General features: G+C 52.9%; 24 protein-coding genes. All 24 read right to left on the bottom strand.

The window, feature by feature from the left end:
• Window positions 1–35: 35 nt before the first annotated feature.
• Complete coding sequence (locus tag NFS22_RS20925; RefSeq protein WP_251319632.1) at window positions 36–425, bottom strand: helix-turn-helix domain-containing protein; 390 nt, start codon at window positions 423–425, stop codon at window positions 36–38.
• Between the two features lie 171 nt (window positions 426–596).
• Entirely contained in the window at window positions 597–1091 is a 495-nt protein-coding gene (locus tag NFS22_RS20920) for a hypothetical protein (protein WP_251319631.1), read from the bottom strand.
• A gap of 66 nt (window positions 1092–1157) precedes the next feature.
• Entirely contained in the window at window positions 1158–2117 is a 960-nt protein-coding gene (locus NFS22_RS20915; RefSeq protein WP_251319630.1) for a helix-turn-helix transcriptional regulator, read from the bottom strand.
• Window positions 2118–2183: 66 nt separating this feature from the next.
• Entirely contained in the window at window positions 2184–2480 is a 297-nt protein-coding gene (locus NFS22_RS20910) for a hypothetical protein (protein WP_251319629.1), read from the bottom strand.
• Window positions 2450–3019 carry a hypothetical protein gene (locus tag NFS22_RS20905; protein ID WP_251319628.1) on the bottom strand — a complete coding sequence of 190 codons (570 nt, stop codon included), beginning with the start codon at window positions 3017–3019 and terminating at the stop codon, window positions 2450–2452. Before NFS22_RS20905 ends, NFS22_RS20910 begins: the two co-directional genes overlap by 31 nt.
• A 54-nt stretch (window positions 3020–3073) precedes the next feature.
• Entirely contained in the window at window positions 3074–3484 is a 411-nt protein-coding gene (locus NFS22_RS20900) for a hypothetical protein (RefSeq protein WP_251319627.1), read from the bottom strand.
• A gap of 86 nt (window positions 3485–3570) precedes the next feature.
• Window positions 3571–4368, bottom strand: coding sequence for a hypothetical protein (locus NFS22_RS20895; protein WP_251319626.1), 798 nt, complete (start codon window positions 4366–4368; stop codon window positions 3571–3573).
• Between the two features lie 43 nt (window positions 4369–4411).
• The gene (locus NFS22_RS20890) at window positions 4412–5131 is read right to left on the bottom strand and encodes a hypothetical protein (protein WP_016323174.1); all 720 of its coding nucleotides are present in this window, start codon (window positions 5129–5131) and stop codon (window positions 4412–4414) included.
• A 29-nt stretch (window positions 5132–5160) separates the two neighbouring features.
• Window positions 5161–5520, bottom strand: a complete 360-nt coding sequence (locus NFS22_RS20885) for a DUF7668 domain-containing protein (RefSeq protein ID WP_251319625.1) — start codon at window positions 5518–5520, stop codon at window positions 5161–5163.
• 4 nt (window positions 5521–5524) lie between these two features.
• Window positions 5525–6199, bottom strand: a complete 675-nt coding sequence (locus NFS22_RS20880; protein WP_251319624.1) for a hypothetical protein — start codon at window positions 6197–6199, stop codon at window positions 5525–5527.
• Window positions 6193–6726, bottom strand: coding sequence for a hypothetical protein (locus NFS22_RS20875; RefSeq protein WP_251319623.1), 534 nt, complete (start codon window positions 6724–6726; stop codon window positions 6193–6195). Before NFS22_RS20875 ends, NFS22_RS20880 begins: the two co-directional genes overlap by 7 nt.
• A 96-nt stretch (window positions 6727–6822) precedes the next feature.
• Window positions 6823–7326, bottom strand: a complete 504-nt coding sequence (locus NFS22_RS20870) for a hypothetical protein (protein ID WP_023348413.1) — start codon at window positions 7324–7326, stop codon at window positions 6823–6825.
• Window positions 7327–7439: 113 nt separating this feature from the next.
• Entirely contained in the window at window positions 7440–8393 is a 954-nt protein-coding gene (locus NFS22_RS20865; protein ID WP_251319622.1) for a hypothetical protein, read from the bottom strand.
• Between the two features lie 182 nt (window positions 8394–8575).
• Window positions 8576–9244 carry a DnaJ-like cysteine-rich domain-containing protein gene (locus NFS22_RS20860; protein ID WP_023348411.1) on the bottom strand — a complete coding sequence of 223 codons (669 nt, stop codon included), beginning with the start codon at window positions 9242–9244 and terminating at the stop codon, window positions 8576–8578.
• Window positions 9245–9247: 3 nt separating this feature from the next.
• The gene (locus tag NFS22_RS20855; RefSeq protein ID WP_251319621.1) at window positions 9248–11440 is read right to left on the bottom strand and encodes a hypothetical protein; all 2193 of its coding nucleotides are present in this window, start codon (window positions 11438–11440) and stop codon (window positions 9248–9250) included.
• Window positions 11441–11458: 18 nt separating this feature from the next.
• Complete coding sequence (locus NFS22_RS20850) at window positions 11459–13657, bottom strand: hypothetical protein (protein ID WP_251319620.1); 2199 nt, start codon at window positions 13655–13657, stop codon at window positions 11459–11461.
• Between the two features lie 74 nt (window positions 13658–13731).
• Window positions 13732–14181 (bottom strand): DUF4176 domain-containing protein, encoded by a 450-nt coding sequence (locus NFS22_RS20845; RefSeq protein ID WP_325236209.1) that lies wholly within the window; start codon window positions 14179–14181, stop codon window positions 13732–13734.
• Between the two features lie 52 nt (window positions 14182–14233).
• A complete protein-coding gene (locus NFS22_RS20840) occupies window positions 14234–15703 on the bottom strand; it encodes a hypothetical protein (RefSeq protein WP_251319619.1) in 1470 nt (489 codons plus the stop codon).
• A 25-nt stretch (window positions 15704–15728) separates the two neighbouring features.
• Window positions 15729–16130: a hypothetical protein gene (locus NFS22_RS20835; protein WP_204791485.1), complete on the bottom strand. Its 402-nt coding sequence runs from the start codon at window positions 16128–16130 to the stop codon at window positions 15729–15731.
• Between the two features lie 170 nt (window positions 16131–16300).
• Entirely contained in the window at window positions 16301–16885 is a 585-nt protein-coding gene (locus NFS22_RS20830; RefSeq protein WP_251319618.1) for a VanZ family protein, read from the bottom strand.
• A gap of 35 nt (window positions 16886–16920) precedes the next feature.
• Entirely contained in the window at window positions 16921–17580 is a 660-nt protein-coding gene (locus NFS22_RS20825; protein WP_251319617.1) for a hypothetical protein, read from the bottom strand.
• A 45-nt stretch (window positions 17581–17625) separates the two neighbouring features.
• On the bottom strand, window positions 17626–17823 hold the full coding sequence (locus NFS22_RS20820) for a hypothetical protein (protein ID WP_251319616.1): 198 nt from the start codon (window positions 17821–17823) through the stop codon (window positions 17626–17628).
• A gap of 109 nt (window positions 17824–17932) precedes the next feature.
• Window positions 17933–19009: a hypothetical protein gene (locus tag NFS22_RS20815; protein WP_251319615.1), complete on the bottom strand. Its 1077-nt coding sequence runs from the start codon at window positions 19007–19009 to the stop codon at window positions 17933–17935.
• A gap of 31 nt (window positions 19010–19040) precedes the next feature.
• Complete coding sequence (locus tag NFS22_RS20810) at window positions 19041–19478, bottom strand: DUF3879 family protein (RefSeq protein ID WP_251319614.1); 438 nt, start codon at window positions 19476–19478, stop codon at window positions 19041–19043.
• Window positions 19479–19748: the final 270 nt, after the last annotated feature.

Below are 19748 nucleotides of genomic sequence, written 5' to 3'. Positions count from 1 at the left end.
ATTTTCAAGCACCTGTTCCTGATAATAGATATTTGTCATGGTCCATCCCTCCTGTTCTTGGACGTCCGTTTGGTGATACGGTCAATAAACTCCTGCCACTCCTCGTCAGTGGCATCCACCTCCTTGGCGGTGCGCAGAGCGGCGCGGACGATGTCCCGCTCCATGATATACTCCGGCAGGTCTGCCGGGACCTTCATTTTTTGGGACGCGGCTGCCAGATCCAGGAACAGCTCCCGGTCTGCCTTGCTCAGATGCAGTTCCTCCGCCAGCTTGTCCAGATTCTCCTGGGTTGGCGCCGGTTTACGGTCTGTTTCGATGTTGCTCATATACACAGGAGACAAGCCCAGCCGCATGGCCAGCCCCCGGAGGGAGATTCCCTGCGCCATCCGCTTCTGACGGACAAAGGCGCCGAATGTCTGATTCAACGTGCATACCCCCTTTATCGTTCACCTGGCGGTGAACAGCTTGAACATAGTATATCGCATCTTTGTTCGATTGACAAGGGGGCAAAAATGAGGTGTCCCCAGTTGGGAACACCTCACGAGGTTTCGACTTTTTTTGACACTGTATTGGGCGATAGGCTGGAATTGTCAAAGCTAACGCGACCAATCGATTCCTGGATAACGCTCTCCAGTTCGGATAAAATACTCAACAGCTTTCGTCCCAACATCCATATCTGTTAGTGCATAAACTTTGGGTATAGGGGACTGTCCTCCACTATTTATAGGTGTGTATATGTCTTTATCAGAAAAATCTGCATCCCTGATCCGGTCGATTGTATCAGCAAAAACAGGATTATAAGAATACCAATTATCAAATCTACCGCTTTCATCCTGAAAACAATAGCCAAGGAATAGCCATTCTCCATCAGATACTACTTCCAGCCAATCACATTCTCCATCAGGGTCTAAGAACAAGTAAATCCCTATACCTTTAGGAACTTCTTTTAATATTTTGGAAATAAGCACTGGTGTGATTTCATCTTCATCGTATGTTCCCCCATATGGATAATACTCAATATGTTTGACTGTGACCGCATTAGCATCAAATGAGGGAATAATTTCTTGCTTAGAAATAATTTGAGGTTCCATAAATTTTTCCGTCCTTCAACTTCACAAAATTTGATTTATTGTTCTGATTATACCTCGGAAGTAGTGCTATTGCAACCATCTTGCCATCCCTCTCATTTTCACCGCAATCTCCTCTGGCTCCATGATACGGATTTTCCCACCAAAAGTAAAGACCCAAGCGAAAAAGGGCGGACTGGGGGCAACATCCACGGTGGCCTGGAAGTGCGCCCCGTCCACGATCTCCGTCTGCACCTCCTCTCCGAAGCGGTCTACAACGCTGCGCATGGTGCTGTTCTCGCACAGCAGTGTTATCCTCTGGATGTCGGCTCCGAACATCCCGAACACCTGGTGGACATACGCCGCGGGGTCGAAGTCCTGCGCTGGTATGGCCTCCTGCACCAGCAGCTTCACAGCGGTCATGCGGTCTACACGGAACTGGGCCAGCTTGCCGTGTTTCTCCGACCAGCCCACGGCGTAGTAATAGTCCCGGCTCCAGATCAGGGCATAGGGGCTGAACTCGTACCGATAGCCGTCGTGCTTGAGGACTTTTTCTTTCTCTGCGGTGTACTCTATGTACTGGAAGGCGATCCGCCGCTTCTCCTGGATGGCGGTGTGGATCATGTCCACCGCATAGTAGATTGCCTCGTTGTCCTGCTTCGCTGTGCCCTCCATGTAGACAGGGCGGTTGAGCTGTTTGGCCTGCTCCTGGCTGGTGAGGGAGGCCAGCTTGCGGATCAGGCTGGCGCTTTTCTTCCTGGTGATGAAGTGAGAGGACTCCACCGCATCCACCAACAGCTTCAGCTCCGGCAGCTCGAACAGGCGGGAGCCGACGAAGTAGCGGTTCTGGGTGCTCTTGACACAGACGATGTCCACGCCCTGGTCAATCAGGATCTGGATGTCGCCGTACACACTCTTGCGTCCGGCCTGGATGCCGTGGGATTCCCAGAATTGGAGGATGTCTGAAACGGAGGCGGCGTGCTCCTCATCTGTAAGGGTGCAGAGATACTGCTGGAGCAGCAATATCCGAATTTGCGCTTCGTTCTTCATAGGTCACCTCCGGTTGTTGGAATGCGTTTTCAGCTATGGCTTTTCTCGGCGTTAACCTCAACCGTCCTACTGCTTTTGATATGTCATAATTCGGCTATTTCTACTGTTGCCTCTATCAATTTTGGCAACGATCAGCAGATGCTTTTCCTCGTCGTATGCACAGCCACAAACGGCATCCGCTCCATACTCAGATTTCTGCTTTAATAAAGCATCCATGTCAAGAGTGGGAAAATCCTCTTGATATGCTTCATCCACAGTCCAGCCCATTTCTTCCAGAACGAGAGTGGCTGTATCATACTCCCCGCAACATAAGACATCGCAAATGGAGCGCATCAAAAAAGCAGACAAATGACTATCAAGCATGTTCTTCCTCCATTTAGATTACTTTGCTCCATCTTAAAAAACTTCTGTCTGCACGCCGGACACTCCGATGGGATCAGCAGTGGGCAGAGCTTTGTCTTCACATATCCGATCCGCATCTGCCGGAGGGTATAGCAGCACTCCTTGTTCCGCATTTCCTCATGCCTACCATCCGGGGCGTAGTAGGGGAAAGGCTGTCCGCAGCAAGGGCAGTGCCAAAAGAGTTTCGCCGTATGCCTCAGCCATCTGGCGAGGAAGGCCAGGGGCAGCAGCACAAAGGATACCATAGAGAGCAGGAACGCCATGGCCCCAACTCCCTCCAGCAGAGCCTTCTTGCCCCAGAGCAGCGCCACAACACCCGCTGGAAAGTTGCTGAGAACCAGCACCACAAAGCCTCCCCACTCTATCAGGAACAGCGCCTGGGCGAAGCGGCGGCACCAGCGAAACCGGGGCGGCATCTGCGGGTATATGTAGGAAAAGGGAGCAGCCCGGTTATTCTGTTGCTGCCTATAAGCGGCAAAATCGTCTTCTTCCCGTCTCATACATATCCCTCAAAATTCTTGCAGGCTATTTCCTGGTTTTAGTGGATTGAGCCTCTATAATTCTTCCCACTCAACGCAGTCAGGCAATTCTTCATGGCAGGTGGGCCATTCCTCCATCTCCAAAAACGCCAGCACCACTTGAACAGCCGTTTCCCTGGTGAGGATATAGTCGTTGCTGATCACCGTAAGCTCAGGGATATAAAAGTCCACAGAACCTTCGGGATCAAGCCCCAATTCCTCACCATAGGCTTGAAATCCTGCGGAGGATTCATCCTCTGGGGCGAACCAGATATAAGTATACTCGCCACGGGTTAAAACACTTATATAAGGATAGAGAGAATCGGCAGTTTTGTAGATGTCGAAAGCATTTCCTCCGTCAACCATCTTATCTAAGGTGGCCTTTACTTCCTCTGGTGTGGAACAGATCTCTTTTCCCGCCAGATGTTCAAAAATCGCAGCAATCATGTAAATATCCCTTTCTCAATCAAAGTCCTGTCTTTTTGGGCAAAACTATCTGCCATAACCCGCGCCGCCTCGTCTACGCTTTTGGCTCACTCGCCGGCACTTTCGGCAAGTGGGATCTCATAAACCTTTTTCTCCAAATACTCCCAGCATTGATTCCCAACTGATTCATAGGATGTCCAGGCTACCCTGATCTGATTTTCTGAGAGATAAAACTTGGCGCGATCCTCTACGCCGCTGCCATCCATATTGGGTTCGTCCACATAGTCAAAAGTGTAGACGGTATGCGGCTCTGCCCAGTCCCCGGTGTCCCGGTAGTAGAGTTCCGCGCTTTTGGCAGGCGTTTTCAGCAGACCAAACAGTTTTTCGCTCTCCGGCTCACCCGGCTTGTAAAAATAGCACCGCGTTTCTTTTGAAGTGATGTAACATTCATTTTCCCCCACTTCAGCCTGGAACAGAATATCTCCGGTTTCCATATCCAGCAGCAACAACGTACTCTCCTCCAGACAGCCATTGAGGTATCCAGAGTGATGGGGTGTGTTCCACAGCTCACAGCTCACCCAAACGGTATTTTCCTGATTACCCGCCTCACCGCGGACCACGCTATGGCCCAGTTCCGGGTACTCGTACAACATTTCGCCATTTTCATCCAGAACCCATAAATCATAGGAGCGGTTTTTCTCAAAATTCTCTGATTTCCCGCTCGTCAACTGATAGGGCGCACCTTCCACCGGCACAACGTCTTCCCAGTCACACGGCCCGCGGGACAGGCCGGAGGGGTAGATGATCTCGTAAGATGTGCCCGACTCCGGATTGCAGCCGGTCAGCAGGGCCGGGAGCAGCCCCAGAAATAAAAACAGCGGTATCCATTTGCGAAATTTCTTCATAACCGATCTCCCCTATCGAAAGAAATGCTCCCATGTTTTTGGCTCACTCGCCACGGGTGGGGAAGTCGTGTTCTGAAATCACCTCGCCGCTGTCAGCATCTTTCACGGTCACATGGACGGCCCATTCATCACCGGGGATGCCGCAGAAAATTTGATACTGGCCTATATAGTTTGCGGGCCACGCTACACCGTATGAATATCCCAGCAGCGCGTCCATGTCGCTGGCAGTATAAAGCGCAGCATCCATAGTAACAACAGCGGCCCAAGGTATTCCATTTTCGTCAATCTCAGTATACTCTACGGTTTTGATAGACTGCGGAAAATTGCCCACTCCATACGCATAACATCCAGTATCATAAGTGTCTTTTTTGAAGTGTTCAAATTGTTCTGGGGTAAAAAGATAGTCCGCTGTTCCATCTTCATTTGCCACGATGTCCGTAATACGTTCATCAGGGGGATTTGTGCTGTGGAAATCTGCGGCTAACTCTGATGCCGTAGCACCAGAAATCCAGATAATAGAGGATGGCATCGTGACAACAATATATCCATCCGCATTTGTGTCTGGGGTATAGCTGTTTGTGGGCGACACATAATTCACACTGGAGGGTCTGTATTCGGTGTTATTGTCGGAGGGGGTATTTGCCCCGTCCGCGCCGGACGCATCCTCCTGCGGCTTGCCCCCACAGCCTGCCAGCGAACCGAGCAGGAGCAAAAGCGACAGGGCAAGCGCAGCCCCCTTTTGGTATCGTCTTTTCTGTTTCATCGTACCTGCAAACCTCTCTTTCTTGGTGCTCAAAGCACATGAAGATCATCAATGATAAACGCCAGATGGTTTCCACGTTTCCTAATATCCAGTTGCAGTGTCAGGTCGCTCTCCCCATCAGGATACCAGAGGTTAATATCGACATACCAGCCGGAGCCGTCCCGGTATTCGCCTACATACGCCGATTCTTCAAAATAGGTGTCCGGGGGCATAACGGGCAGCTCCTTGGAGTTGTACTCCTTCAAAACGCGCCTGATATCCTGTTCGGATACTCTTGTAAGAGCGTGGCGATCTTCCAGCGGTCTATAATGGCCGCTGACAATGCACTCCATTGCGATTTTGCATATCTGAGCAATCTTTCTGATTTCAGACGTTTCTTCCTTCCGCATCTGCTCACTCGCCACGGGTGGGGAAGTCGTGTTCTGAAATCACCTCGCCGCTATCTGCGTCTTTCACGGTCACATGAGCGGCCCATTCATCACCGGGGACGCCGCAGAGAATTTGATACATTCCGATGTAGATAGACGGACCTACCGTTACATAGAGAGAATTTACCAGTTCCGAACTTTCGTACAGTTTTTTATCAACGGATACGGCCAGCGCCCATGGTATTCCATCCTTGTCGATGTCTGTATATTCTGTAGCTTTAACAAACTCCGCTGGGAAAGTATTTGTTGCGGCATCAATCAGTTTCCCCGACATATAGGATGTCTCTTTTATCCGCTGGAATTGTTCAGGCGTGAGTATGTAATTAAAGCTCCCGTCCTCGTTTGCGGTGATATTCGTCCAATAGAGCTTTGATATTTCTTCCTCGCTCATTCCGGCAATCAGTGCTTGATGTTGTGACTCTAATTCTTCTGCGGTGTTTCCACCAGTAAGCGTAATGGGCATTGTAACAACAATATACCCATCCCCATTTACCGGGGGCGTGTATGTATTTGTCGGCCCATCCGCGCTGGACGCATCCTCCTGCGGCTTCCCCCCACAGCCTGCCAGCGAACCGAGCAGGAGCAAAAGTGACAGGGCAAGTGCGGCCCCCTTTTGTAATTGCCTTTTCTGTTTTACCATACCTGCGAACCTCTCTTTGATTTTTTTGTGAATATCAAGACACACCACCCTAACCCATACAGCAGAACATAGGCCCCTGCCAGCGCAAGGACAGTGATATACTTTTGCCGAAGCCCTTCGGTGTAGCTCCCGGCGCTCTGCTCCGGCTCCACGGTAATGTAAGTTCCGTCTGCTGGGATACGCAGCACTCGGCGCTCCACGGTTTCTCCAGCCTCCACGACCCGCTGGCCGTGATCCTTAGAAAATGCCTCACTGCTCCATTTGTAGCCGCTGCCGTCCGTGGCCCGGTAGTAGACCATGTAGACGGTCTTGGTGGGGTTCATGCGGCGGTCACGGCTGCTGGCCCCGGTGTTCTGCACCTGAACCGGCAGAATGTCATAGGGCTGGAAAGTGAGGACGCCTATATCTTCGTAGTCCTCCGCCGGGCGGATGTCCGACAGGGCCTGCATGGCGACGTACAGGGACACCGCCGAGAGGATCAGCAGCCAGATCCCGGCTACGGGGATGATGGTTTTCAGTCTGCGCATAAGTACCTCCGAGCAGTATTGGGAACCATCCAATGGTTTTTTATACGCCGTTCCTGTTGGCAGGTGGTGATAGCGTAAATTCAATGTATCTTTAATCTATTCTTCCGTAAAAAGATATGGAACTCCTGTCCAAGTCAATTCTGGCATTTTATCTACCATGTTAAAATAGATATAAATTGTTTGTTCATCCCCCCAATATCCTGACTCCGGCAAACAGGTACATACCGTCATTTCATAATATCCATCGGGAAGTGCTATAATTTGATCTTGCGGAAAATCAGTGTTCCATTTTGACAACCAGAACAAATCGCAAAATTGTATAGACCCGCCTTGAACATCCAGTGCCAAACGGATTGAAACGGGGAACTTCTCCAATGTATCAATTGATGGATAACCCTTAAAAAAGTGAATATCAAAGCTACCACTTGACCCAGTACAAAAGGCTGTAATATCGCCCTTTTTAATATGATTTGCAATTTGCTGGGGAGATGTAAATTCAGACGTTAAAAAATCAGTATCTGGAATTACATCTTTCATCGTTTCTGCTGAAAAAAACACAATTCCCATTCCATCAATGTCCAAGTGTACTTTGTTGTTCATGTAGACATTTCCTCCTTGTTTAACTTTCTATTTCCACCCTGTCCCAAAGGGCCGAACAATCCCAAACAAAACTGTTCGCCATAGCCTGCGCCGCCCCATGCGATAAATTTTCACTACTCAGAAAACTCCGCCCATTGAACAGTAGGGGACAGCTGCCCTGTCTTTGCGAAGTAGATAGCGCACTCTGCGGCCAGAGCCAGATCATCCAGAGCAAAGCGTTTAGGTACAGGGGTCTGTCCGCCAATCTCCACAGGGGCATCCTCCTCCACGCTCTGATACTTCTCGTTAATTGGCTGGAAGTAGACAGGATCACCATTTTCATCCCAGATATTGAACGTGGGTGCGGCCCAGCCCTCCTCAATATCCATGGTGAAAAAGTCTTCCTCTCCGTTTTCATCCAGGGAAATGAGAAGGGAGTCAATTTGTCCAGTCCAAATCAGCGCAAAAAGGTTCTCTAAGACATCATCTGTCAGTTCATCGTTAATAAAACGATTTTGACCATACTCCAAAAGTCGGGCGACAAAGGTGCCGGATGCAGGTACAGAGACTTCCTGTGCAGGCACGACTTTATACTGCGGGAAACTGTCATCCTGATAAGTGGGTTCGTCCGTGTATATCTTGCAGGACAGCGTATCCAGCACTTCGGTGTGGATCAGCTTCTTTCTGGCTGGGAGCGCCAGACTTTTCAACTGGGTCAGGCCAGAGAGCAGGGAGCAGTCCGTAAAGCTGGTGAACTGCAAATGCAGACGATACAGATTTTTCAGCTTGGGGAGGAATGAGAAATCATCAATGATTCCGGGCGGAGTACGCTTGGGGAACTCCAACACCTGGAGGTTTGTCATTTCTTCCAGCATCGCCCAGTCGCCGGTTCTGGACTGCAAAATATCCTGGATGGGGGCCAGCTTCTGCTTGGTATATTCGCTGTGGGGAACCGGAAAATCTTTGTCTGCCAGACGCTTGATCCGCCGCAGCTGCCCAATGTCCGTGAGCTTCTTTGGCGTCATGGCGAGATCAATCCAGCACAATAAATAGGGACTGGTGCGCTGAACCATTTCTTCAAATGTCATACGATCACCTCAATCTATAATTCTCAGGCCGTCTTTTCCTGGAACGTCCACTGGGTATAGGACAGGGCATTGCAGTTGGTCAAGTCCGCCATCTTCAGCTCCGGGAGATAGAAACCGATGTAGAGGGTGCTGTTGCCGCCCTCCTGGACATCCTCTGGGGAGGAGACCAGCTACTACTGGAGTTACTTCGGCACATATCCGGAGCCGTTGCAGGTCTTGCACACCTTTCCGATATCCAGTTTCAAGATCCGTTTTGTAATAATGCCCGTTCCCTCGCAGTCCGGGCAGGGAACGCAATCACCCTCTGGCTTTGGCCTCACGGAGCCGGGATGAGCTTCTCTGTATTCCTCAAACTGCCCAAAAATCTGCTCCGCACTTCGCTTGAAATCTGCTGCTGTTGTGATGCCGATCCGTTTCAGCACCCCAGCTGCCTCCAGGGTCCGCTCAAAGTCTTTGAACCCAGCCGAGAACCGGCTAAGGCCCACTTTCCGCTGCTGTCCTCCAACCAGAATCACAAACATATACCCGCCTTGCCAGCCGGCCTGCACTCTGTCTCCTGGAATGTCTTCCCAGCGGAAGCGGTGCTGTTCCCGCCGGGAGCAGTGGAATATCACTGTTTCCGCATCATACTCCACCCATCCGGTTCCGAGATAAAGCGCACGATAGGCGGCGAATAAAACCAGTCCGCCGAACAGAACCGCTCCCACCACAAACAGGAGGCGCTCCTCATGGGACAGTGTAGGATCAAAGACGGCCAAGTACAGGAATAGACCCGCCATCGGCAGGAAAAACGCGGCGAAAAGCAGGATCACCACAATTTTAGAGAACATTCCCGCTGTGCATTTTTTCATACATTAGCCTCCCAGCTCCTCCAGCACCGGCATGGTCAGGCCGATGATTCCCTCCAGCTCCTTCAGAGCGGCGGGGTACTCCTCGTCCACCAGCTCAGGCAGTCCGGTGATCTCACGGAGCAGGTAGTAACCCTCCCACTTGCTGTCCGCGTACAGGACGGCCTGACGCTTCTGGCCGTTCTCCTCATAAACGGTCAGCTTGCAGGCGGCGTCCAGATCCTCCCGGTACATCTCGTCATCCACGCCGTCCTCGTAGACCTGCCCCGTTGCGGCCAGCTCCTGCTGGCGGGCGTCCACCACCGCCTTGGCGTTTTCTCCGGGTACAATGGTGGCGTAGACCCGCAGCCCGTGGGCCTCCGTCCGGATGGCCCGGCCACCGGCGGAGTAGATGGGCGAATCGCTGTAGGGGACGTATACATCTACAAAAGCGTCGTGTCCAAAGAGGTCGGTTTTCAGATAGGCCGCCGCCATATAAGAGCAGTCCCGGACTTCAGAGACATGGATCTGAGACTGATAGTTTTCCTCTGTCACCACAGGCCCATCAAAGCGGACGCTCTCCAGGGTGAACATCAGATTTGCCAGAACATCCTCACTCTTGTCGGAGGCGTTTTGCTCTGCCTCCATGGTGAACAACGTCCCGTCATCAGAGAGAACGGCGGCGGTATGGAACGCCTGACCGTCGGTGAGGTATACCGAAACGATATTGTACCGGGATGTCTCATTTAGAGGGGTCAGAGGCTCCTGATCCAGATATACCGCGTCAAATCGGTCGTAAAGAGGGGAGATACGGTATTCGCTGATATGCTGGCTCAGGGTATTCCAAGCGTCGCTGGCGTCCACACCGTACTGAACATAGGCCCGGTATAGAGTCCCGGTATTACCGTCCAAGAAGGTGCGGCGGCTGTACTTGAAGCCGCTGTCCACCCGGAACCACACCTCGGACATCTCATATTCCGTGATCTTCTCCGGCACCCTGGTGGGAATGCTCTTGACCTCCGGCTGTGTGCTCCCCTTCGGCGCGGAGTCCGAGGTCTGGGGCCGGTTCCACGTTGGGCCGACATAGACAGACATATCCAATGCCCAGATTCCGGCGATGAGCGCCGCGGTCACCACAAAAGAGAGAGGAATGAAGATCCAGCGGGCGGGTGTCGGTCCCTGGGAGCGTTCCAGTCCGGAGACGGGGCAGAAGTCGGGATAGCCCTTGCTGATCCGCAGCTTTTTCCGCTTGCCGTCTTCGGACTCATAGAAGCATTTCCAGCTCCAGCTGTCCTCCTTCTCCATCTGGAGGTCTTTCAGCTCTGTCACAGCGCCGGGGCCGTAGCTGGGGGTCTCGCCGTCCAGCAGGCAGCTAATCTCACACAGTACATCCCATTTGATGGCTGCCTGCTTGCTGGAGGATTGGCTCCACCAATTCTGTACGCTGCAAAAATGCTGCAAATCCACCCGCCACAGTTTTCCTCCGGCCCGGACGAACAGAATATGGAACGCGTTGCACAGTTGGAGCGTAGGGATCGACCAGCAGAGCAGGAACACCCCGCTGATAAATCCGCCCAAGACGATGGCGGTCATCCACCGGGTTTCCTGGATAAACGCGGTGGCGATAAATCCGCCCACCGATATGGCCATGATCACCAGCAGCGGTACAAAAACGCTCAGCCGCAGCGGACGCATCCAGTCTTTCCGCAGGGCGTAGAACTCCCCCTGGATGGGCGGCTGTTCATCCGGTTCAGCGGGGCCTTCCGGACGTTTGACCGGCTTACGGAGGCTGGAGATGAGGGTCGGGATTCCGCCGACCAAGGTAAAGAGGTATTGCAGCGCCAGTTCTCCCAGGAAAATTCGTCTCAGCTCACTGTCCTCCAGAAACAGCCCAATGCTCTGATAGATCAGAAAAAAGCTGACCTCCTCTGTGGCGACCTCCATCACCGCAAGGGCAAAGCACAGCTTTGTGGCTATGTAGGTCATCACAAGAATGAACAGCCCGGAAATGACCGCGCCCCGCTTGGTGAGTTTCCCTCCCAGCAGGGCATAGCCCTTGATGGCGCACACCGCCATGACCAAGCCGGACACCGCGGACACATATCCCAGTTTGCTGAGGATGACGATGCAGGCCACGCCGATCAGGGAGCCTAAAAACGCTCCTACAGTACCTGCGATCACATTGTCACGGGGGTTCTCCCGCTCCCATTCCAAATCCATACTTTTCCTCTCTTTCTATTATTGGCTGTGCCGGCCCAGGTCTTCCATCACAGAGACTTCGATGCCGCAGGTGGTCTCCATCTCCTTGAAAACCGCCTGATATTCGCTGTCCACCTCCTCGGGCAGACAGGTCATCTCCTTGAAGAGATAGCACCCCTCCCGCTCCTCTATGGCCACCAGTACCGTGACGCGGGTGCGCCCCCCGTCATAGTAGACCGTGAGGCGGCAGGCGTTGTTGCCCTCCTCGTTGTAAGCGTCCTGGAACAGCGTCTGTTCATCGTACTGCCGCCCCGCCGCTTTCAGATCCTGATACGCCTGCTCCACCACATCCATGGCAGTTCCCTCGTTTGGAACAATGGCGGCGGAGACCCGGAGGCCGTGGGCCTTGGTCATCATAGAGATACCGTCGTCGTAGTAAGTCATCTTTCCACCGCAGGGCATGAAGGTATCCAGAAACACATCATACTCGAACATCCCCTCCGGCGCCTTGAAGAACGCCTGGCCGCAGTAGTTGAAGCCCATGTTGATGGCCGGGCGGAGCTGCTCCTGATAGTTTTCCTCTGTAATGGCCGGCCCGGTAAACTGGAGGTTTTCCAGCATATACAGCAGGGTGCCCCGGGCCAGCTCCTCATCGGCATCGTCATCGTGGACGCACTCAATGATGATCAGCGTACCCCGCTCGGACAGGGCCGCACCGGTGTGGGCAGTCTGCTCGTGTGGGAGCTGCACCGTCCGAAGATTGTAGCGATAGGTGACCCCGTTGTCCCCCATGCCCCAGAGGAATTCCTCACTGTCCGGGCGGAGGCAGCGGACATTTTCTCCCTGTGTCCTCTCCAGGGAAATTTGGGCGGCTTCCTCGCCCACACCGTATTGCAGGGAGATCTTGTAGGTCAGGCCGTTTTCCTGATCCTTCAGTTGGGTTGTGGACGCCTGGAAGGCGTCGTCCGTCCGGAGGATCAGGCCGTTTAAGTAGTAGTCTCCAATTACCTTTGGCGCTATGGCATTGGTGACGGATGTGGAATCCTCCGGGTCAGGTACAACAGACTCCACCGGGGGAGGCTCTGGCGGGAGGAGCGCGGCTTGGTATTCCTCCTCCTGCAAGCCCAGGCCAAAGCCAGCCGACAGGCAGAGGGCAGTGATCACCAGAGCCATCATAGGATTGCGCCACCAAACCGGCACAGCCTCTTTGAGTGGTTCCGTATCACCGGGAACCGGGCTGAATTTGGGATAGACCTTTGGAATAGGGGCTTTACGCCCCACGTCATTGGATATGACCCATCTCCATTTGTTCTGGTATTCGAGACTGGGTCTGCTGATCTTGACGGCAATGTTATTTTCTTTTGAAAGCAGAGAGGCTATGGACGCCTTGAAGCGGGTCCGCTGGGTCTGAGGCAGTTGATCCCATATCTGCGCCAGCTTGGGGAACCGTACTTGAAGTATGGTATCCTGGATGCGCTGCATGGCAATCAGCCAAAGCTGTCCGTCCTTTCGGGCGTACATCACCTTACGGGCCGCGAGAACCTGCCCGGAGGGTCCAGGCAGGGAAGCAATCGCCAAAAAACTAAAGCCCATACCGCATAGGGCGTAGAACAAGGCCAACTCATGTCCAAGCAGGTCCGGCAGCCAGACGAGGAGAAAGAGGACTGCCAGCCACAGCCCCTGGGCGATGCGCCGTTGCAGGAGCCAGGGGCGTATCCAGGTGTGCTTGGGCAGGTAGATTTCCAGATCCGCGGGCGGCGCTTCCTGGGGAGGCTTGCAGGGGCGGGATGCCCGCTCCAGAAATTCCTGCTCTTTCTTTGCGTCACGGAATAGGGTAGTCCAGGAACCCAAAGCTGCCGCTGACAATCCAGCCAACTGAAACCAGTAGTTGGTGCCGCCTGTGAAGAACAGTGGACTGAGGAACGCCTGTTGTATGCCTGCTGGATCGCCAGGAGCGGCAGCGAGGGCGAAACTCAAATGGTTGACAAAAATTCCCCAGAGAAGTGTTGGAAGGAGCGCCAGCAACGCCACGGCTTGGCTGTTCCTGCCAGCAAACAGCACCCCACTCTTGACCGCCCAGAACGCGATTGCTGCTCCGCAGAGTAAGGCAGGAATCCCGCCGATCAGGTAATTCGCCGCCAGAAAGCAGTCCGCTCCCAGCGCCGCGCCCAGGAACGCCCCAGCCAGTGCCGCGGCGGTACGGGAAGACTGCCGCCCCTGTTCCCATTCCAGTTCCATGATTGCTGCCTCCGTTTTGAATATCTGCTGTCAGGGATAGCTTACCATACCCCGTGGATGGGTATCAGTTTCATTTAACTCTCTTTTGAAACAATTACTCCGTCCCGAATTTCCAACTCACCCAGCTGCTCCAATTCATGCCGATAATCTAATTCGTCCTGGTCCTCGTAGCCACGGAAATACACGGTTTCGATAGCGTCTCGGTTAAAGAAGAACATGGATTGCGGATCTACAATTCCTTCCGGATAGTAACAGGCAGAGTAATCATAAATGATATCAGAACCCGCCTGTGCCTGAATGCGTCCGCAAATCATAATCCGCTTGTTTCCGCCTTTCAGAAGAACGACTGACCCAATCGGCAGAAATTCATCTTCATTGTATTCAACAGAGGTATTGGACACCTCGCTTGTTCCCCCATTTTCTGGAGGATTACCAGATGGAGATCCTTGATTACTACAGGCCGCAAGCGATATAAGCAACGAAAGCCCCAGCGCAACAGCAAGTAATCTTTTATTCATGCTCATAGCAAATTCCCTCTAAACATAAGCAATACTTGATATTTATTTAGGTGCTTTATCACGCCCGGATATTCACTCCGCCGCCAATCGCTGTAAGGAAGTCCTGCCAGCGGTTTACATACTCCTGATAGGTAGAACGCTGGGGCCTCGGGGGTTGGCCCGCCTGAATCAGCAGGTTATTGATTTGAGTGTCCAAACGCGAGGGGGTTCGCTCCTCCGGGGTTTTGTAGAACTCCTTCCAGTAGTGCTCCTGGGAGATGCCCCAGCGCAGGGCCTGGGGGTTCCGGGCGGCGGCTTGGGCGGTCAGCTTCTGGCCGGCGGAGACGCCAGCACGGATGGCTCCGGCCCCATCGCCGCCGTTCTGCCGGTAGGCGTTCATCGTGGCGTTGTAGATGCCCTGGAACACGGAACGGTCCACAGGGGCAAAGGTCCCCTTGGGTTCTCCGGATGAACGGTTGCTTTCCCGGCGGGCGAGAGCCTGATCCAGTGCCGCCAGCGCGTTTTCGTGCCCCTGAGCGCGGCTGTTCCGAAGCAGGGAAGCCATGTTTTCGCTCACCAGTCCCTTGGAGATCATCGTCTCCGCCTTCATGTCCGCCATAGCCAGGTTAAGGCCCAGCCTCGCCTCGTCCCGCCCGCAGGAGGACGCACCGAAAATTTCCGCCTGATAGTCCTGGGCGATTTTCCCGGCGGCGGCCAGGTCCTGCACCGAGTACCGGGCCTCGCTTTGACCTGCCTTACCCGCCTTGCCCGCCGTCCGGAGCTGAGAGGCAATGTAGGCGTCGTGGTCCTTCAGCCACACGCTGTCGGGACCGGTCTGCGCCACTGCCTCATGGACCTGCTTCAACGCACCCCGGTACGCCTCCCCTTTCTCCGCAAGAATGGTGGAAAAGCTGTCCCGGACCGCCTGGGCGTCGCTGTCGGACAGACCCAGATTGTCCTGCAAAGCCTGGGTGTAGCCGTCGATCATCCCGGATTTCCCGGCCTGATAGACCTCCTCCAGCTTGGCAAGCTGGGCGGTCAGCTCCTCGCCGGTGTAATTGCGCTCCAGCTTATCCAGCGCCGCCACATAGCGGGAAGCCAGATAGTCCAGACCGTCCTCCAACTCCTCCGGGGTGGTGGTCTTGAACGCCTCCAGCTCCCGCGTCAGGCCGCTCCAGTCCACCGAGCCGTCCAGACCGTTCTGCCGCAGGGTGTCCATGTAGGCAGACAGCTCCGCGTCGGTGGGCTTCATGGTGTAAGAGCCCTGCCGCACACGGTCCTGCATCCGCTGAATGCTGGCGGGGTCGAAGATGTTGAAATCAAAATTTTCCTTCTTCCACAGACCTTCCGCCGCGTCCCGGATGGAGTAGTCCTCCCGGTAGCCCTTGCGGTCGGAGAGGTCCAGGTGAAGCAGTCGGGCGGAGCCCTGGGACGTGCCGCTGCCGGAAGTCGCGGCGGCGCTGGGGTCACAGCGGAAGCCCGCCTGGGGCGTGCCGGTGGTGATCTGGATGGTGATGTTGGGGATGTTTCCTATATTTTGGATGTTCATGATGGTTCCTCCTAAAAGTAGATTTTTATGTATTTACTGAAAATTGGATTAACGGTGGAATACCCGCTTCGGGCAACAAAAATATAATAATCGTACTAATCACTTGAAGTATAGCAATAAACATAAGCAGATACTTTATTCCATGCTTAAACTTTGAAAAAGGCAGCAACATCCAGCCAGACATCAAAATACATATGATGGAAACAACAGCACAAATTCCGAATGCAATATAAACATTGATTTGAGCGATTTTCTCCAATAATCCAGTCAAATACAATATTATATGGACCGCTTGCAGAGTCCCTGCCACAATACATATTCGCTTACTATTTTCAGATTTGAAGGAATTGCGTCTTAACAAAATAAGTACTCCGATTATCGTTAAAACAAGTAAAATTCCAATTCCTGCGTAGACAGTAAAATTCATAATCTCACACCTATCTTCCAACGCTAAACCCCAATATTAGATGCAAATCGTCACTCCTTATTCTGCTGCGACATACCTTCCTATGCCCTTGGGGATAACCTCAGTCTCCCACAGGATGGCTATTGCAAGAACAGCTGCGACAAGGATTCCGAAGACCTTTTTCGCTTTTTTCATCTATGCGCCCCCCTGCCGTGGTAAAAGACCACCTTCAATGTATAGAATACGACGGTAGACACAGTAACCCCAACACAATTCAAGATAATATCGTTTATATCAAAGCTGCGGCCAAATACAGGTTGCAGCAGCTCGATCCCCAGTGTAGTCACAAATCCAGCAATTAACGTCTGTTTCCATGTGCTGCCCTGTCTGAACAGCGGGTAGAGGATGCCAAAAGGGAGGAACATTACAATATTGCCCAAGTTCTCCGCACCGAAGTTGTGGAAGAAATCAGGGATAAAATCATACTCAAAAGTGAACCAGTGGTGACTCCTTCCGCTGGGCGCATGGTAAAAGAGAAAATAGTAAATGTCCCCAATGATGCTGTTAAGAAGCGTCAGGCACAGGAGCCCGGTGATATAGCAGACGAAAAGCGAAGACAAGATAATCCTTCCAGTGGAACGCCGCCGCCCCCGCCGGATCTGGCGGGCTGCATAGATTATCCCGGCAATCAGCGCAATAGGGAGTGCCTGCAAAAAGAAGCCTGGGTATGTGCTGAAAAAGAAATATTGAAAGTTCATATCGCTTGGAAAGTACATGAGGATGCCTCCAGTAAGGTATAAAATAGGCCGACTTATTCCACCGGAGCATTAGGGGATATATCGTGAGGGATGACTGTCTGGATGACAGCATTTACAGTTTCCCGATCTGCGTCTGATAGACGGAGGCTCTGATGGCCCTGCTCCAGCCGCTCATTGAACGTGCCGCAGTCGGAATGGTAGTAGACCGTCCTGCCATCGAAGGTCAGCACACAGTCGCTGGCACAGTCCGTCGCATCGGACACCCAACTGCCGGAGTCAAGGATTTGCAGGATTGTTTTTGCGTTCTCCTCTGACAGCTCAAAGCCACTGCCGCCCACCTGCGCCAGAGACATCTGTGTGGGCTGGGGGTCTGGTGCAGTCAGCTGTTCATCGTCTGTGTCGCTGGCTTCTTCCAGGCCAGTGATCGTGATATGCTCGATCTCCGCGTTTTTGTGGTAATACACATTGACCGATGTGGTATCGTCCACCTTCCAGAAATAGGCGTACTCGCCGGGCAGTTCGCCATCGGCCTCGCCCCACGCTTTTTCCAGGTCGGCCAGTGTGCAGCCTTGCGCCTGCTGTAACTGCTCGTTGCTCCACTCCGCACCGTTCTCTACGATCTCTTCAAGGGATGGAATTTTGTCCGACGAAGAGCAGGCACAGAGGGTCAGCGTCAAAGATAGCGCAAGTAAAAGAACCGTGATTTTTTTCAAATCAATACCTCCTCTGCAAAAGTAAACCAGGTGCAGCTTCTCCCGCTACCCGCACTTTTCACTTTTCTTTTCAATAGAATGGAGTATAAAAGCTCCCATTGTGATAATCACAAATACAATAGAGATGTATGGCGTAAATTCAAAGTTCACACCGCCAAAGACTTCATCAACAAGCACTCCAACTATCAAACCGACAAGCCCCATGAAAAGACTTGCAAAAATAGCAAATAATACTTTTCTCATAATATAAGGTTCTCCTTTTCATCCTCGCACTGCTTATTTCTTTTCCTCTCTTCTAAAGCACAGAGCAAGACCGATATTTTACGCCATATATGGAAAGCGATTTTTACTGTTATGTAAGCAACTTCACGATCTCCTGATAATATCCATTCATAATGCTGCGGAAATCCGTTGTTGCCACGCCTCCATATGCGTACTGGTTCCTGACACAAAACTGATTGATTTTTGCGGAAACATCTCCGCTGGACAGGTTTGACTGAGAAAACATCTGATAAGCGTAGGATGCCTGATCTGCGATGTAGTCACGATAGTCCTCCGGCAGTGTACCGCTAACACCCGTTTTGCTCCACTCATTCCACTTCTGGACGCTGCTCTTTGCACTGTTATCAAACAACCTTGTGAAATTGTCCGCAAATGCCTTGCCGACGCCAGAGGACAGCGTATTGGCGTACTTCACCGCCGCCGATTTCAGCATCCCTTCAGCGGCGAGGCCAATATACATACTGGTTCCAACACAGCCGTACTGGTTGGACTGCTGTGAAATTTTCTTTCCGGCCTCCACCATATCGAATAGCTTGGAAACGCTGACCTCTTCGCCGCAGAAGGAGAAGGTGGTTTTCATTTCCGACAAGGCAGGGGTCCGCCCGGTCTCCAGTATCCCCGCATATTCGCGGCATACCGCCTCAAAGGTCTGAGCAACAGATTGGGTGTCATCCTCCGAGAACCACTGGCACAGCCCCTTGACAAAAAACTCTGTAGCCGGGTGGTAGGGGTCATACCCTTCGCCGCTGACAATGGCTTTGGCCTGCTGCTCAATGTCATCCGTGCGCAGCTCAAAGAAATAATCCGCCACCGCGCCGTTCTGTGCCCGCTCCTGGGTGAGATAGTAGTCCCTGCCGGAGAGGGCGTTGTAATAGACCCGTATTTTCGCGTCGGGGTCCCAGGCAGGCGCATCCGGGCCGGCCTCAATAGACATGGCGGGATCACTGTATATGTGCGTCGCCCCATTTTCACTGATGGACACCTTATCAAAGCGAGGGAGGGCATCGCCATGAATTTTCTCCGCAGGCTGGCCGGTTTCGGCGGTCTGATGCACAGGGTCAAAGTCAACCTGCTTGACAAAGGCGGCGTTATTCACCAGTTCGGCGGGGAGCCGGTTCACGGGTGTCTGTGATACGATCAAGGACATTGTTTTTACCTCCTATTTGTTCCTTATTTAATTACGCCTGCATATCCACACCCTGCCGGTAGCCGTCCAGGATGCTGGTATCAAAGGGCTTGCCCCAGTCCCAGCTGGGGTCCTGCTGGTGGACGTACTCGCCCAGCCGGGTGGCCTCGCTGTGGAAGATCTCATTCAGTGTCCAGGAAGCACTCAGCCGCTGTTCCGGCGCCAGGGACATGGTGTAGTCCCGGATGACCTTGCTGATGTCCTCGCCGTCGCTGACCCCGTAGCTGTTTTTCATGTGATCGAAGGCGATCTGCTTGACCTGCTGTACCACGCTCTCGTCCACGGGGACCATCTTGCGGTAGTCGCCGGCGTCGTTCAGGCTCATGCCGGGCGTGCCGTAGGGATTGACGTGGGGCTTGCCCTGCTGCTTCTGGGCCAGCTCTCCGATGCGCTGCTGCTGGCGGTTCTGTAGCATCTGTGTGATTGTCATGGGATGACCTCCTTATTCTCAATTACTTTGTGCCTCTGCAATTTCCAGTTTGTCAACAATCCGCTATGAAAACAGAAAAAGACGCTTCCTGCCGCATGGTTATCCATGCGGCAAAAAACGCCTTCTATATTACCGATATATCCACCATAATGGCATCAAAAAGCCGCGAAGCTACATGGTTATAGCTACGCTTGCTTGCTTGCTTGCTTGCTTGCTTGCTTGCTTGCTTGCTTGCTTGCTTGCTTGCTTGCTTGCTTGCTTGCTTGCTTG

Source organism: Flintibacter muris (assembly GCF_943192995.1).
Lineage (GTDB): Bacteria > Bacillota > Clostridia > Oscillospirales > Oscillospiraceae > Lawsonibacter > Lawsonibacter muris.
This window is presented reverse-complemented; position numbering and strand designations above follow the sequence as displayed.